General features: G+C 66.5%; 14 protein-coding genes, 1 pseudogene and 1 riboswitch (1 of these 16 cut by a window edge). Of the genes and pseudogenes, 8 read left to right on the top strand and 7 right to left on the bottom strand.

The features are described from left to right. Positions 1–41 precede the first annotated feature (41 nt). Both QP165_RS11855 and QP165_RS11860 read left to right on the top strand, forming a co-directional pair. A complete protein-coding gene (locus QP165_RS11855) occupies positions 42–353 on the top strand; it encodes a metalloregulator ArsR/SmtB family transcription factor (protein ID WP_056406728.1) in 312 nt (103 codons plus the stop codon). Next, the gene (locus tag QP165_RS11860) at positions 329–988 is read left to right on the top strand and encodes an SdpI family protein (protein ID WP_333995818.1); all 660 of its coding nucleotides are present in this window, start codon (positions 329–331) and stop codon (positions 986–988) included. Before QP165_RS11855 ends, QP165_RS11860 begins: the two co-directional genes overlap by 25 nt. A 33-nt stretch (positions 989–1,021) precedes the next feature. Here QP165_RS11860 and QP165_RS11865 read toward each other — a convergent pair. Then, positions 1,022–2,852 (bottom strand): annotated as a pseudogene (locus tag QP165_RS11865) (ABCB family ABC transporter ATP-binding protein/permease). Positions 2,853–2,949: 97 nt separating this feature from the next. On the opposite strand from QP165_RS11865, the gene QP165_RS11870 reads away from it, so the two are divergent. Next, entirely contained in the window at positions 2,950–3,180 is a 231-nt protein-coding gene (locus QP165_RS11870; RefSeq protein ID WP_056018508.1) for a hypothetical protein, read from the top strand. 21 nt (positions 3,181–3,201) lie between these two features. Here QP165_RS11870 and QP165_RS11875 read toward each other — a convergent pair whose 3' ends face one another. The 5 genes from QP165_RS11875 to crtY all read right to left on the bottom strand — a co-directional run bounded on the left by QP165_RS11875 (position 3,202) and on the right by crtY (position 8,241). Next, on the bottom strand, positions 3,202–4,122 hold the full coding sequence (locus QP165_RS11875) for a phytoene/squalene synthase family protein (RefSeq protein ID WP_333997016.1): 921 nt from the start codon (positions 4,120–4,122) through the stop codon (positions 3,202–3,204). Positions 4,123–4,311: 189 nt separating this feature from the next. Next, complete coding sequence (locus QP165_RS11880) at positions 4,312–4,893, bottom strand: TIGR00730 family Rossman fold protein (RefSeq protein ID WP_056018512.1); 582 nt, start codon at positions 4,891–4,893, stop codon at positions 4,312–4,314. A 128-nt stretch (positions 4,894–5,021) separates the two neighbouring features. Continuing rightward, the gene (locus QP165_RS11885; protein WP_333995819.1) at positions 5,022–5,300 is read right to left on the bottom strand and encodes a hypothetical protein; all 279 of its coding nucleotides are present in this window, start codon (positions 5,298–5,300) and stop codon (positions 5,022–5,024) included. A 299-nt stretch (positions 5,301–5,599) separates the two neighbouring features. Continuing rightward, positions 5,600–7,078 (bottom strand): phytoene desaturase, encoded by a 1,479-nt coding sequence (locus QP165_RS11890; RefSeq protein ID WP_333995820.1) that lies wholly within the window; start codon positions 7,076–7,078, stop codon positions 5,600–5,602. Next, complete coding sequence (gene crtY, locus QP165_RS11895) at positions 7,075–8,241, bottom strand: lycopene beta-cyclase CrtY (protein ID WP_056018521.1); 1,167 nt, start codon at positions 8,239–8,241, stop codon at positions 7,075–7,077. The genes QP165_RS11890 and crtY overlap by 4 nt, the downstream gene beginning before the upstream one ends. Before the next feature lie 206 nt (positions 8,242–8,447). On the opposite strand from crtY, the gene QP165_RS11900 reads away from it, so the two are divergent. The 5 genes from QP165_RS11900 to thiC all read left to right on the top strand — a co-directional run bounded on the left by QP165_RS11900 (position 8,448) and on the right by thiC (position 13,445). Next, a complete protein-coding gene (locus QP165_RS11900) occupies positions 8,448–9,095 on the top strand; it encodes a GNAT family N-acetyltransferase (RefSeq protein WP_333995821.1) in 648 nt (215 codons plus the stop codon). A 91-nt stretch (positions 9,096–9,186) separates the two neighbouring features. After that, positions 9,187–10,005, top strand: a complete 819-nt coding sequence (locus QP165_RS11905; protein ID WP_333995822.1) for a sterol desaturase family protein — start codon at positions 9,187–9,189, stop codon at positions 10,003–10,005. Positions 10,006–10,012: 7 nt separating this feature from the next. Then, positions 10,013–10,360 carry a DUF2141 domain-containing protein gene (locus QP165_RS11910; RefSeq protein WP_443019285.1) on the top strand — a complete coding sequence of 116 codons (348 nt, stop codon included), beginning with the start codon at positions 10,013–10,015 and terminating at the stop codon, positions 10,358–10,360. A gap of 68 nt (positions 10,361–10,428) precedes the next feature. Next, entirely contained in the window at positions 10,429–11,292 is an 864-nt protein-coding gene (locus tag QP165_RS11915) for a MipA/OmpV family protein (RefSeq protein WP_333995824.1), read from the top strand. 85 nt (positions 11,293–11,377) lie between these two features. Beyond that, a riboswitch (TPP riboswitch) is annotated at positions 11,378–11,486 on the top strand. 39 nt (positions 11,487–11,525) lie between these two features. Beyond that, positions 11,526–13,445, top strand: coding sequence for a phosphomethylpyrimidine synthase ThiC (gene thiC / locus QP165_RS11920; protein WP_333995825.1), 1,920 nt, complete (start codon positions 11,526–11,528; stop codon positions 13,443–13,445). 23 nt (positions 13,446–13,468) lie between these two features. Here thiC and QP165_RS11925 read toward each other — a convergent pair whose 3' ends face one another. After that, on the bottom strand, positions 13,469–14,427 hold the 3' portion of the coding sequence (locus QP165_RS11925; RefSeq protein WP_333995826.1) for a lipopolysaccharide biosynthesis protein. Its footprint extends 538 nt past the window's final position; only the last 959 of its 1,497 coding nucleotides appear in the window; its start codon lies beyond the right edge, outside the window — the gene reads right to left on this strand; its stop codon occupies positions 13,469–13,471.

Genomic DNA, 14,427 nt, shown 5'->3' on the forward strand with positions numbered 1-14,427 from the left:
AGCCACATTGCTAATTAGAAGACTTGCGAATAAACAGTCTTATGGACTCGGTCTTCGACGCCCTCGCGCACCCTACGCGCCGCCGCATTCTCGAGCTGCTGAAAGGCGGCGCGATGACCGCGGGGGCGCTGGCCGATGCGTTCGCGGTGTCGAAACCGACCATGTCCAACCACTTCGCCAAGCTGAAGGCTGCCGGGCTGATCCAGGCCGAAAGCCGGGGCACGTCGATCGTCTACACGCTCGATCTGTCGGTGATGGAGGAGGTGGTGATGGGCTTCATGGGGCGGCTTCGCGTCGGGGCTGCGGATGACGACAAGGGGGACGAGACATGCGCTACCGAAACCTCATCATAGCCTCTGCGGTGACCGCGGGCGGGCTCGCGATCGTCGCCGCGGTCGCGCTCGGGCGGTTGCCGGCGGGGACGCAGCTGCCGACGCATTGGGGTCCCGACGGGCTGCCCGACCGCTTCGCCGATGCGGGGACCGCGTTGTTCATGCCGGTCGCGCTGACGGTCGTGGCGTCGCTGACCATGGCGGCGCTGCCCTCGCTCGAACCGATGCAGCACAAGCTCGAACAATCCGCGCCGCTCTATCGCACCGCATGGGTCGGTCTGCTGGGGATCATGGTCCTCGTCGAGGCGATGGTCGCTGCCCCGGCGTTCGGGCTCGCGCTGCCCGCGACGACGATGCTGATCGGGATCGGCGTGCTGTTCGTGGCGCTCGGCAACGTCCTGCCAAAGTCGCGCCCCGGCTTCTTCGTCGGGATCCGCACGCCCTGGGCGATCATGGATCCCGACAACTGGATCGCCACGCACCGTTATGGCGGCCGCATCATGGTGGGGGCGGGGTTCGGGTTGATCCTCGTCGCGCTGTTGCCGATGCAAAACGCAACGCGCACGTCGTTCGTCATCGCACTGCTGCTGGTGATGATCGCGACGCCGATCCTATACTCGTTCTTCTACTGGCGGCGGACGCACAGGGCGGGGTAAGCCCGGTCCGAGGAGTGCAGCGCCGGGGCGTCGCTACTCGGCCGCCAGCGCCCCGTCATCCTGCCCCGCACGCTCCTGCGCCTGGCGGTTCCACATCTCGGCATAGACGCCCTCGCGCCGCAGCAACTCGGCATGCGTGCCCTTCTCGACGATCCGTCCCGCCTCGAGCACGACGATCTGGTCGGCATGCACCACGGTCGACAGCCGGTGCGCGATCACGATCGTGGTGCGGCCGCGCTCGATCGCCTCGAGCGTGTCGAGGATCTCCGCCTCGGTGCGGCTGTCGAGCGCGGACGTCGCCTCGTCGAGGATCAGGATCGGCGGGTTCTTAAGCAGCGTGCGTGCGATCGCCACGCGCTGTTTCTCGCCGCCCGACAGCTTCAGCCCGCGCTCGCCGACGCGCGTCGCATAGCCTTGCGGCTGGCGCTCGATGAAGCCCGCGATCGCGGCGCCCTTGGCCGCCATCTCGACGTCGGGCATCTCGGCGCCTTCGCGGCCGTACGCGATGTTGTAGCCGATCGTGTCGTTGAACAGCACGGTGTCCTGCGGAACGATGCCGATCGCCGCGCGCAGTGATGCCTGGCGTACCTGCGCGATGTCCTGCCCGTCGACGGTGATCCGCCCGCCCGTCAGGTCGTAGAACCGGTACAGCAGCCGCGCGAGCGTCGACTTGCCCGCGCCCGACGGCCCGACCACCGCGAGCGTCGATCCCGCGGGCACGTCGAGCTCGAGGTCGCGCAGGATCGGCCGGCCCGCGTCATAGCCGAACGAGACATTCTCGAACCGGACATGCCCCGCACTCACCGCGAGCGCAGGCGCGGCGGGCACGTCGACGACGGAAGCGGGCGTGTCGATCAGGTCGAACATCGCCGCCATGTCGAGCGCGCCCTGGCGGATCGTGCGATACACCATCCCCAGCAGGTCGAGCGGCCGGAACAGCTGCGCGAGCAACGTCGACACGAACACCACGTCACCCGCCGACGCCTCGCCCCGGCTCCATCGCCACACGACGAACCCCATCCCGCCCGCGAGCATCAGGTTGGTGATCAGCGCCTGGCCGAGGTTGAGCCATGCGAGAGAATTCTCGCTCTTCACCGCGGCCTCGGAATAGGCGGTGATCGCGCTGTCGTAACGCTTGGCCTCGCGTTCCTCCGCGCCGAAATACTTGACCGTCTCGAAGTTCAGCAGCGAGATCGACCGCGTGCGCGACCGCACCGGTATCGAGGTCGTTCATGCGTGCCCGGAGGGCATTGCGCCAGTCGGTGACCATCCGCGTGAACGCGATATAGCCGACCACCATTACGACCGTCGCGACGACGAGCGGCCAGCCGAACTTGGTCCAGAACAGCCCCAGCACCAGCACGAGTTCGAACAGCGTCGGCGCGATGTTGAACAGCAGGAAGTACAGCATCGTGTCGATGCTCTTGGTGCCGCGCTCGACGACCTTGGTCACCGCACCCGTCCGCCTGGACAGATGGAAATCGAGGCTCAGCGCATGGAGGTGGCGAAACACCTGCGCGGCAAGGCGCCGCGACGCGTCCTGCCCGACACGCTCGAACACCGCATTGCGCAGATTGTCGAACAGCGTCGTGCCGAACCGCGACGCAGCGTACCCGACCACGAGCAGCACGACGAGCGTCAGCGCGCCGCGGTCGTTCCCCGCCATCCGGTCGACCGCATATTTGAGCGTGAACGCCGCACCGAAGACCTGCACCAGCTTCGATGCGATCACGAGCAGCATCGCTACGACGATCCGCGCCTTGAGCCTGGGCTGCCCCGCCGGCCACAGGAATGGCAGGAAGCGGCGGAGCGTCGGCAGCAGAGGCTGGTCCGCGCGGGTGGAGGTGTAGGTATCAGGGGGCATTGCTGGTGGGGATGTAGGCGCGGTCAAGCCCCGGTGAAAGCGGTTGGGGGAACAATCCTGCCACTTCGTCGCTTTTCTATTTCGACTGGAGAATGAAATGGAACCGCTGTTCTACGTCATGGCCATCATGGGTTGCGGTGACGGCAACATCAATTGCACCGAAGCCCGGGTGATCCCGGCACGCTATGAGACGATGGCACAGTGCCGCGCGGCGCTGCCCGACCAGCTGGCGCAGAACACCGACGTTCCCTATCCGATGATCGGCGCAAATTGCCGCGCGCAAGGCCAGTATATCGCCAAGGCCGGCAAGGCGAAGGCGCAGGGCTGAGCCTTCGCCTAACGGTTCGCGCTAGCCTTTGGGCCGTGTCCATAGCCGCGTGTCACGCGGCCGCCTTGGATAGAGCTTCTCCCGACCGGCCGCCTCTCGCGCGGCCGTCACGATAAAACCCAGCTTCTGCATCCCCGACGTCGTGACGCGGTGGTCCCATGCGTGCTCGCCGCGCGACGCAACGGTCCGCCCGATCGCGCCATAGATCCCCGCCGCCGCGAGTACCGCCCAGGCCGAGCGGAACGACAGCGCCGGCGTCCCCTCGCGGGCGCTGGCTTCGAACGCAGCGGCGCGGTCCGCCATCCGCTTCGACAGAACGGCGAGCCGTGACCGGAACGGCGGCTTCATGTGCTGACCGGGGGGAAAGTCCATCTCGACCAGCCATTCGATCGGCAGGTAGCAGCGCCCGACCCGGTCATCCTCCTCGATATCGCGCGCGATATTGGCGAGCTGGAACGCCATGCCGAGGTCGCAGGCGCGGTCGAGCGTATCCTCGTCGTCGGGATCGACGCCCATCACGACCGCCATCATGCAGCCGACGACGCCCGCGACATGGTAGCAATAGCGGTACAGGTCGTTTTCGGAACGCGGGCGCCAATCCTCCGCATCGAGCGCGAAGCCGGCGACGAGATCGCGCGCGAACCGCCTGGGCATCCGCGTTTCCGCCGCGACGATCCTGAGCGCATCGAAGGCGGGTTCGCCGACGACCTCGCCCGCGAGCGCCTGCTCGGTCATCGCCGACAGCGCCGCGAGCCGTTCGGGCGCGTCGTGGACCACGGTCATGCCGTGGCCATGGTCCTGCCCGTCCGCGATATCGTCGCACCGCCGGCACCAGGCGTAGAGCAGCCATGCGCGCTCGCGCGTCGGCTTGTCGAACAACAGGCTCGCGGCGGCGAAACTCTTCGAACCGCGCGCGATCGATTCATGCGCGGTCGCGACGATCGCCTCACGCGAGGGAAGGGGTGGCTCATGCGCGCACGCGCGCCACGATTGCGACGACCATCCCGGCGAAGGCCGGGGCCCGGCTGGAAAACAAGACTTGGCTCACGCCGCGCGTCGCTACTTTGGCCGTTCCAACTGGGCCGCAGCCTTCGCCGGGGTGGCGGCGAGTAATGGAGTGGGCCGTCAACCTCACAGGTCCGACGCGTTCATCCGCACGATCGGCTGGGTCGGGACGTGGTTCGCCATCCGGTCGAGCAGCACGTCGAGCGTGTCCGCGACGATCAGCAGGTCGCGGTGCTGCGGTCGCAGGAAGCCGACCTCGCCCATCTTGTCCCAGAACGCGATCAGATGGTCATAATAGCCGGCGCTGTTGAGCAGCCCGACCGGATCCGCATGATAGCCGAGCTGCGCCCAACTGAGCGCCTCCCACAGTTCGTCCATCGTCCCCGTGCCGCCGGGGATCGTGACGAACCCGTCCGACAGATCGGTGAACAGTTGCTTGCGCTGGTGCATGCCCTGCACGACGTGCAGCGCGGTCAGCCCGCGATGCGCGACCTCGGCATCGACGAGCGCCTGCGGGATCACGCCGATCACCTCGCCACCGCGCTCGAGCGCGCCATCGGCGATCGCGCCCATCAACCCGGTCCGGCCACCGCCATAGACGAGCCCGATTCCGCGCTCGGCAAAGGTTCGCCCCAGCGCGCGGGCGCCCTCGATATAGATCGGGTCCGCCGGCGTGGCCGACCCGCAATAGACTGCAAGACGTTTCATAGCGCACCGCTAAGGGATGCACGCCCGCGCCACAAGTCGCTGTGATACCTGCCTGGCGAAGTGACGGGCGCGGTGGCCAGCGCGGTGTTCGAACCGGCCGGTCGTGGCCGGTTCGAACGGTCAGTCGCTCAGCATTTCGACCGGCACAGATCGCCGGCCGATTGCGCGGCCATAAGGCACACCTGTTTGGCGGTGGGGTTCGTCAATCGGCTGCACAATGCGGTCGCGGCGGCTTCGGCTGCGTTGCAGATCATCGTGCAGAAGCTGCCGACGTCGGCGATCGCGGCGCCGTCGTCCGTCGCTTCGATCGTCTCGCCGGTAAAATGCGCGCCGATAATGCTCGAAATCTCGTTTTGCTCCGTTGCGCTCAGTGCGTTCCAGTCCTGCTTGTTTACCTTGATGGTCATGTCGTCATCCTTCCTATGTGGTCAGAGCGGCCGCTCGACAGGAAGGGTAGGGGATCGTCAGCGCTGCACCATCGACGATCCATCCGTTTCGGCGGCGTGGAGAACACGCAGGTCGCAGTTGGAAGGTAAGTGATAAACGCGGAAGCGGCGGTTGCCAAAATTGCCACCATTCCGGACCATGTCATTCCGGCAAGCCAAGCAGAGATCGCGCCTGCAACGACGTGAAATCTTCGACCGGGGCGGTGCAATGGGTGGGACAGCCTGTGCCATCACCATCCATCGCATCACGCGCCGCGGTATTACGTCTCGCTTTCGAGCATCAACCGCGCCGTCGCCTTGGCGCTGCCGACGACGCCGGGAATGCCGGCGCCAGGATGCGTTCCCGCACCGACGAAGTACAGGTTCGGAATATGATCGTCGCGGTTGTGCACGCGGAAATACGCGCTTTGCGTCAGTACCGGCTCGAGCGAGAACGCCGAGCCCAGATGCGCGTTGAGATCCTGCGCGAAGTCCTTCGGCGCATAGCTGAACTTGGTCACGATCCGCTCATGGATATCGGGGATCAGCCGCCGGCCGATCTCGTCGAGAATGCGCTTTTCGAGGATCGGGCCGATCTCGTCCCAGTCGACCGGGAACTTGCCCATGTGCGGCACCGGCGCGAGCGCATAGAAGGTCGAGTGCCCCTCGGGGGCGAGCGAGGGATCGGTGACTGTCGGATGGTGCAGGTAGAGCGAGAAATCCTCCGACAGCACGCCGTGATCGTAGATGTCCGACAGCAGCCCCTTATAGCGCGGTCCGAACAGGATCATGTGGTGCGGGATGCCCGGCCACGTGCCCTTGATCCCGAAATGCACGACGAACAGCGACGGGCTGTACTTCTTGCGCTCGAGCGACGCCTTCTTGCGCTGTCCGCTGCGCGAGGTCGCGAGCAGGTCGCGATAGGTGTGCATGATGTCGCTGTTCGCGGCCACCGCATCCGCCTGCGCCGACCAGCCGCTTGCGCAGACCACGCCCGTCGCGCGGTCGCCCAGCGTCTCGATCGAGGTCACCGGATCGTCGAGCCTGAGCACGCCGCCCAGCCGCTCGAACTGCGTCACCAGCGCCGCGACCAAGCGGTTCGTGCCGCCGCGCGCGAACCAGACGCCGCCATCGCGCTCCAGCTTGTGGATCAGCGCGTAGATCGCGCTCGTCGTCATTGGATTGCCGCCGACCAGCAGCGTGTGGAAGCTCAGCGCCTCGCGCAGCTTCTCCGACTTCACGAAGCCCGACACGATCGAATAGACCGAGCGCCACGCCTGGTATTTCGCAAGCGCGGGCGCGGCCTTGATCATCGACCCGAAGTCGAGGAACGCGACATGGCCGAGCTTTTCATAGCCTTCGCGGAACACGCCAGCCGAATATTCGAGGAACTTCTCGTATCCCGCCCAGTCGCCGGGGTGCAGCTTCTCGATTTCGGCGCGCATCTGCACGTCGTCGTTGGTATAGTCGAAATTGGTCCCGTCCGCCCAGTTGAGCCGGTAGAAGGGCAGCACCGGGTCGAGCGTCACGTCCGCGCTCATCTCGTGTCCGCTCAGCGCCCATAGCTCGCGCAGGCAGTCGGGATCGGTGATGACGGTCGGGCCTGCGTCGAAGGTGAACCCGTCACGTTCCCAGAAATAGCCGCGACCGCCCGGCTTGTCGCGGCTCTCGACGATGGTCGTCTGCACGCCCGCCGCTTGCAGCCGGATCGCAAGCGCCAGCCCACCGAACCCTGCACCGATGACGATAGCTGTCTTCATGATCTCATACTGCCTGCGATGGCGCGAACGGCGCGCGCGATGGGGACGGGGGGCTTGCCGGTGAGAATGCGTGCCTTGTCGGTCATGGTCGAGCGTCCGGCATAGAAGCGGCCGATCAGCGATGGCGACAGCCGGTAGAAGCGTTCGAGGATCCGATAGCGTTCCGCCGGTTCCGACGCGCGGAACAACATCGTGTCGAGCATGCGATAGAAACCGCGGCGTTTCCACGTCGCGCGCGCCATCGCATAGGTCGTGTCGTGGAGCGTGCCGCCCGAGAAATCGTGCAGCGCGGCGATCGCCGACGCGGTCCGCACCGCATCGGGCAGCGAATAGCCGGTGGTCGGGTGGAACATCCCCGCGCGCATCCCCGCCTTGGCGACGCGCGCGCCGGTCGACCGCCAATAGGCCTCGAAATCGCCCCCCATCGCGACCGGCAGCACGCCCGATTCCTCGCGCGCGATCGCTTTGACCGACCAGCCGCGGGCCGCGACATAAGCGTCGATCCGCTCGCGCAGCACCGGTACGTCGAGATCGGGCGTGTCGCTGTAATAGGTATCCTCGACGAACATCCGCCGCGCCTTGAACGGCAGGCAATAGACGAAGCGATAGCCGTCGATCTGCTCGACGCTCGCGTCCATCACCATCGGCCGCGGTGCCTTGTGCATCGCGCCGAGCTTCAGTTCGCGCCCCAGGAATTTCTGCCATGCCAGATCGAGCAGCGACAGGTCGCCCGGTCCGCGCGCGTCGATCACGCCGGTCGCCTCGATCCGGTCGCCATCCGCCAGCACCACCGCGGTCGCGCTCGCGCCGAGCACCTTGCGCCCGAGCATCAGCGCGTCGCGCGGCAGGACGCGGCGCACCTCGCGGTCGAGCTGTTCGCTTTCGATCGAATAATAGGTCTCGTCGATCGTGCGCGCATGCGCGGGGAAATGCACGTCGTAGCCGCGCCACGCATGCACCACGAGCGGCGCGACGATCCAGCGATCGGTCTGCGCCACGTCGCTGCCGAAGAAGGACCAGAGGTGATTGCCGCCGACGCTGTCGGCCGAATCGACCAGGCGCACGTCGAGCGTCGGATGCTTGGCTTTGAGCGCCAGCGCGATCATCCCGCCGGCCAGACCCGCGCCGACGATCGCGACGTCGCAGGGGATCGTCGATGCCATGGCTCCGACTAGCGCAAAGCTGCGCCCCGGCAAACAGCCTTTCCCGTGCAATCGCGGGCGAAGACAATCTGCATTGCCAACCGGACGACGGGCGGGATGCGGAGCCTTCGACAAAGCCTGCGACCCGGCCCTCGGGAAGGCCGCGAACCGCGTTGCGCGATCCTGTCAAAACACCCCCGGCCAGCGCCACCAGCGCACGAAGAGGCATGGCGCGCCGCGACCATCTCCGCCACTATGCCGGCAGCAACACCGGATCCACCATGCCGCCCACGCACCCGACGCCCGCCAGCGACGCCAGTCACCGCCATCCGCCGGCCCCGACGCTCACGACCGCGCGGCTGACGCTGAGCGGTCACGCGCCTGCCGATCTCGACGAGTGTGCGGCGATGTGGGCGGATCCGCGCGTCTACGCGATGATCGGCGGCGTGCCGCGCAGTCGCGAGGACGTGTGGATAAGGCTGCTGCGTTCGATCGGGCAATGGGCCGCCTATGGCTATGGCAGCTGGATCGTGCGCGAGACTGCGACCGGGCGGCTGATCGGCGATCTCGGCCTGATCGAAGCGCGGCGGGCGATCCTGCCGCCGATCGACGGCCCGGGCGCGACAGGTCCCGAAGTCGGCTGGACGCTGACCGGGGAGGCGCAGGGGCAGGGCTATGCATCGGAAGCGCTCGCCGCGGTGTTCGCGTGGACCGATCCGCGCTTCGCCGCCACGACGTGCATCATCGATCCGGACAACGCGCCCTCGCTCCGGCTCGCCGCGCGCTTCGGCTATGTCGAGCGCGTGACCGGCCGGTACCACGACAAGCCTATCCTGATCCTCGACCGTCGCGCTGAGTCCGGACCGCCGGGATAGGCCGGATTCTTCACGACCGTGCCACGCCTTCGGGATGCATGCGCCCGACACCCCATTACCCCGCCCGCAAAAAGCCCCTATACGCAGCGGCATGACGATCGCGCTGGCCATCCTTCTTTCTGCGTTCGCGATGACGGTGATCGTCGGCGTGCGCTATCTCATCGTGTCGGGTGCGTTCGCCGCGGCGACGCGCGCGCGGCATCCGGGGCTCTATCGCGGGCTCGATGCACAGATGCGGCGCGAGATCGTCTGGAGCATCGCCTCGGCGGCGATCTACGGCGTGCCCGCAGGCGTCGTTGCCTGGGGGTGGCAGAACCGCGGCTGGACGCAGATCTATACCGACATCCACGCGATGCCGCTCTGGTATCTGCCCGTGTCGGTGCTGCTGTTCCTCGTCGCGCACGATAGCTGGTTCTACTGGACGCATCGCTGGATGCACCGGCCCAAGCCGTTCAAGCTCGCGCATGCGCTGCACCACGCCAGCCGTCCGCCGACCGCCTGGGCGGCGATGGCGTTCCATCCGATCGAGGCGATCACCGGCGCTGTGATAATTCCGCTACTGGTGTTCCTGATTCCGATCCATGTCGGTGGACTGGGTTTGGTCCTGACGATCATGACGGTTATGGGAGTCACGAACCATATGGGGTGGGAAGTTTTTCCCCGGTTCATCTGGCGGGGGGCATTGGGGGAATGGCTGATCACGGCCAGCCACCATCAGCGACATCACGAACAGTACAGGTGCAATTATGGGCTCTATTTCCGATTTTGGGATCGGCTCTGCGGCACCGACCGAGGCCTTGGCGACTTCAGCAAGTCGCATGACAAGGCGGCACGCGCCTATGCTGCGGCTCGCGGCGGCGGCGGCGATATGGGCCACCCTGGCGGCGGCGGCGCCGGTCACGCGGCTTGACGTTCGCGTGGACAATGTCCGCTCGACCAAGGGGTTGATCCGGATCTGCCTGACCGCCGACCCGCAGAATTTCCCGGCCTGCATCGACGACGCGAACGCGCTGACCCGCAACCTGCCCGCGAACGAGCGGACGACCAGTTTCGCCGGACTTCCGCAGCGCGGCTATGCGCTCGCGATCATTCATGACGAGAACGGCAATTCGAAGCTCGACACGTTCGCGGGTATCCCGCGCGAGGGCTTTGGCTTCTCGCGCAACGCCCCGGTGCGTTTCGGACCACCATCCTTTTCAGCCGCGCGCTTCGCGGTCGCCGGTGATGCCGAAATACAACAAGTAAAAATGCGTTATATCTTCTGACGTTGATAGCGGACCGAATGACGCACTGCCGCGTTGCGCGGTGGAACCTTTTTGTCCGGAGCACGTCCTTGCGCGCATTCTCTCTCGTCCTGACTGCCGCAACCGCGGCGTTTGCTGTCGCCACCCCGGCGCTTGCGCAGACCGATCCCAACCCCACCCCGCCGATCACCGATCCCGCCGACAACAACCGCATCACGCTCGGGCTGGGCGTCGCGTCGCTCCCCGATTACGAGGGCGCAGACAGCAACAGCTTCACTCCCGGCGCGGTCGCGATCGGGACGGTGCGCGGGCATGACTTCTTCACGCGCGGGACGCAGCTCTACGTCAACCTGATCCCCAACACGGGCTCGGTCGGCATCAACTACGAAGTCGGCGTCATCGCCGCGGTCCGCACCGATCGCACCGGCAAGGTCGACAACCGCCAGGTCCGCGCGCTCGGGAAGATCGACACCGCGTACGAAGTCGGCGGCTTTGTCGGGATCGGCAAGACCGGCGTCATCACCAGCGATTACGACACGCTGACCGCGCGCGTCGCCTATATCCACGACGTGTCGGGCACGCACGACAGCTATGTCATCACCCCGCAGGTCAACTACACGACGCCGTTATCGGTCCGCACCTTGGTCGCGTTCGGCCTGTCGGCGGATTATGCGGGCAAGGGCTTTGGCCGGACCTATGCCGCGGTGACGCCGATCGGCACGATCAACAGCGGTCTGCGCACCTATGACATCAACGACAGCGGTTTCCGCCGGGTCAACGTCTCGGCGTTCGCGCTGCAGAGCCTGTCGGGCGATCTTCGCCGCGGGTTCGGTGTCGGCGCGGGCGTGCTCTACGGCCGCATGCTCGGCAAGTACAAGGACAGCCCGATCGTCGCGGACGTCGGCGATGCCGACCAGTGGCTCGGCGCGGTGGGCCTGACCTACACCTTCTGATCGCAACCCGCCGATCGACCCGAAACCCCGTGCGGCCGGCCGCGCGGGGTTTTTCGTTTGCGCCCCCGTCCGTTGCGCCTATGCTCGCCCTACCCCGGGGAGCGCCGATCCGCGCTTGAGAGGAAGGCAGGAGCCTTCGACCCGCTGAACCTGATCCGGTTGATACCGGCGGAGGGAGGGAGCGGTCGCCACAGAACCGCACGCCTTGCTCCGAGACCTTTAGGAGCAAGCGCATGGCCGATTACGAAGCACGCAGCGAAAAGGCCGATATCGGCGTCACCACCGGCCCCATCCGCGGGTCTAGGAAGATCCATGTCGCGGTGCCCTCAAGCCCCGACGTCCGCGTCGCGATGCGCGAGATCGTGCTCGACCCCAGCTGCTCCGAGCCGCCCTTGCGCGTCTACGACACCAGCGGTCCGTACACCGACCCGCGCGCCACGATCGACATCAACGCCGGCCTGCCGCAGCTCCGCCGCCAGTGGATCGAGGCGCGCGGCGACGTCGAGAGCTACGACGCGCGCGAGATCCGGCCCGAGGATAACGGCCAGCTCGGCCCCGACCGCTCGGGCGGCGTACCGCAATTCCCCGGCAGCATCGCTCGCCCGTTGCGCGCCAGGGCCGGCGCCAATGTCAGCCAGATGCACTATGCCCGCCGCGGCATCATCACGCCCGAGATGGAATATGTCGCGACGCGCGAGAATCTCGGCCGCGCGATGCTGAAGGAATACAAGCGCGACGGCGAAAGCTTCGGTGCGTCGATCCCCGACTTCGTCACCCCCGAATTCGTCCGCGACGAGGTCGCACGCGGCCGCGCGATCATCCCCAACAACATCAACCACCCCGAATCCGAACCGATGGCGATCGGTCGCAACTTCCTGGTCAAGATCAACGCCAATATCGGCAATTCCGCAGTCGCCTCGAACGTGGCGGCCGAGGTCGACAAGCTCGTCTGGTCGATCCGCTGGGGCGCCGACACGGTGATGGACCTGTCGACGGGGCGCAACATTCACGACACGCGCGAATGGATCCTGCGCAACAGCCCCGTCCCGATCGGCACCGTGCCGATCTACCAGGCGCTCGAAAAGGTCGGCGGCATTGCCGAGGAGCTGACCTGGGAGATCTTCCGCGACACGCTGATCGAACAGGCGGAGCAGGGCGTGGATTACTTCACGATCCACGCCGGCGTGCGCCTCGCCTATATCCCGATGACCGCCAAGCGCGTCACCGGGATCGTCTCGCGCGGCGGCTCGATCATGGCGAAATGGTGCCTCAGCCACCACAAGGAGAGCTTCCTCTACGAGCGGTTCGACGAGATCACCGAGATCATGAAGGCGTATGACATCGCCTATTCGCTCGGCGACGGGCTGCGCCCCGGCAGCATCGCCGACGCCAACGACGAGGCACAGTTCAGCGAGCTCTACACGCTCGGCGAACTCACCCACCGCGCGTGGAAGAGCGATGTGCAGGTGATGATCGAGGGCCCCGGCCATGTGCCGATGCACAAGATCAAGGAGAATATGGAAAAGCAACTCGAGGTCTGCGGCGAGGCGCCCTTCTACACCTTGGGGCCGCTCACCACCGACATCGCGCCGGGCTATGACCATATCACCAGCGGAATCGGCGCGGCACAGATCGGCTGGTACGGTACCGCGATGCTTTGCTACGTCACGCCCAAGGAGCATCTGGGCTTGCCCGACCGCGACGACGTCAAGGTCGGCGTCGTGACCTACAAGCTCGCCGCACACGCCGCCGATCTGGCGAAGGGGCATCCCGCCGCGCAGATGCGTGACGACGCGCTGTCGCGCGCGCGCTTCGAATTCCGCTGGCGCGACCAGTTCAACCTGAGCCTCGATCCCGACACGGCCGAGCAGTATCACGACCAGACGCTCCCCGCGGAAGGCGCCAAGACCGCGCATTTCTGCTCGATGTGCGGACCCAAATTCTGCTCGATGAAGATCACGCAGGAGGTTCGGGACTTCGCCGCGAAGCAAAACAGCCCCGCCGACAGTTTCCTCGCCGCCGACGTCGATCATAGCGATGCCGATCGGGCGAACTTCGCCAAGGGCGCGCATGCCGATGCCGAGAAGGGCATGGCCGACATGAGCGAACAGTTCCGCGCGAAGGGCGGCGAGATCTATCTGCCTGCGACGTGAGCCGGGGGTGAGCCGGGGGACGTCTATGCGGTGACGGGCTGCTTCCTGATCACCGCGATCAGGTCGGCGACCGTCGACCGTGCGAAGACCAGCATCCACGCCGCATAGACCAGCCCGCCGATCGGCACGAGCAGCGCCAGCCGCCAATGCACGTCGATCGGCGGCAGCACCGCGTCGACCATCGTGATGACGAGCGTCATCGTGATCGCGGCCAGCGCAGGCGAAGCGACCGCGTCGCCGAGATCGCGCGCGCGCACGCCGATAACGGGCAGCGTCCGCCACGCGCTGATCGCGAGATAGAGCGGATAGGCGGCGATCCACGCCAGCCCCATTCCCGCCGGGCCCCAGTTGGCGCCGACGAGGAACGCACCGGTCAGGATCACCGCGCCGATCGCGCCGTTGCGCACGCCGATGCCGGGCCTCCCGCGCGCGTCCGAGGCGGGGGTGAACAGCACCTGCACCGTCATGAACGGCATCGCCAGCGCGAGCAGCCGGACGACCGGGATCGTCTCGCGCCACTTGTCGCCCAGCACGGTCAGCACGAGCGGCTCGGCGGTCGCGGCTAGCCCGAGATAGAAGGGCATCGCCGCGATCATCACGAGGCGTACGCCCTTGACGAACGCGCGCGCGATCGCGTCGGGATCCGCCTGCATCCGCGCATAGGCCGAAAACGCCACCTCGTTTAGCGGCGGGACGAACTTGGCGACGAAGATCTGCGTGAGGAACAGGCTGGTCGTGTAGATGCCGAGCGTGTGCGGTGAAAAGCTGCGTCCGGCGATGAACACGTCCGCCTGGCTCTGCAGGAACCAGAACAACTGGCTCGCGGCCATCACGCCGCCATAGCGCGCGATCGTGCCCGCGCCGCGAAAGTCGAAGCTCGGCCAGACGAGCGACCGCGCCGACCATGTCATCATCGCGCCGCGCACGGTGAACAGCACGATCGGCGCGAAGACGAGCGTCCAGACTCCCAGCCCGTACAGCG

The sequence above is a fragment of the Sphingomonas sp. 22R3R2A-7 genome (assembly GCF_036856055.1).
Taxonomy (GTDB): Bacteria; Pseudomonadota; Alphaproteobacteria; order Sphingomonadales; family Sphingomonadaceae; genus Sphingomonas.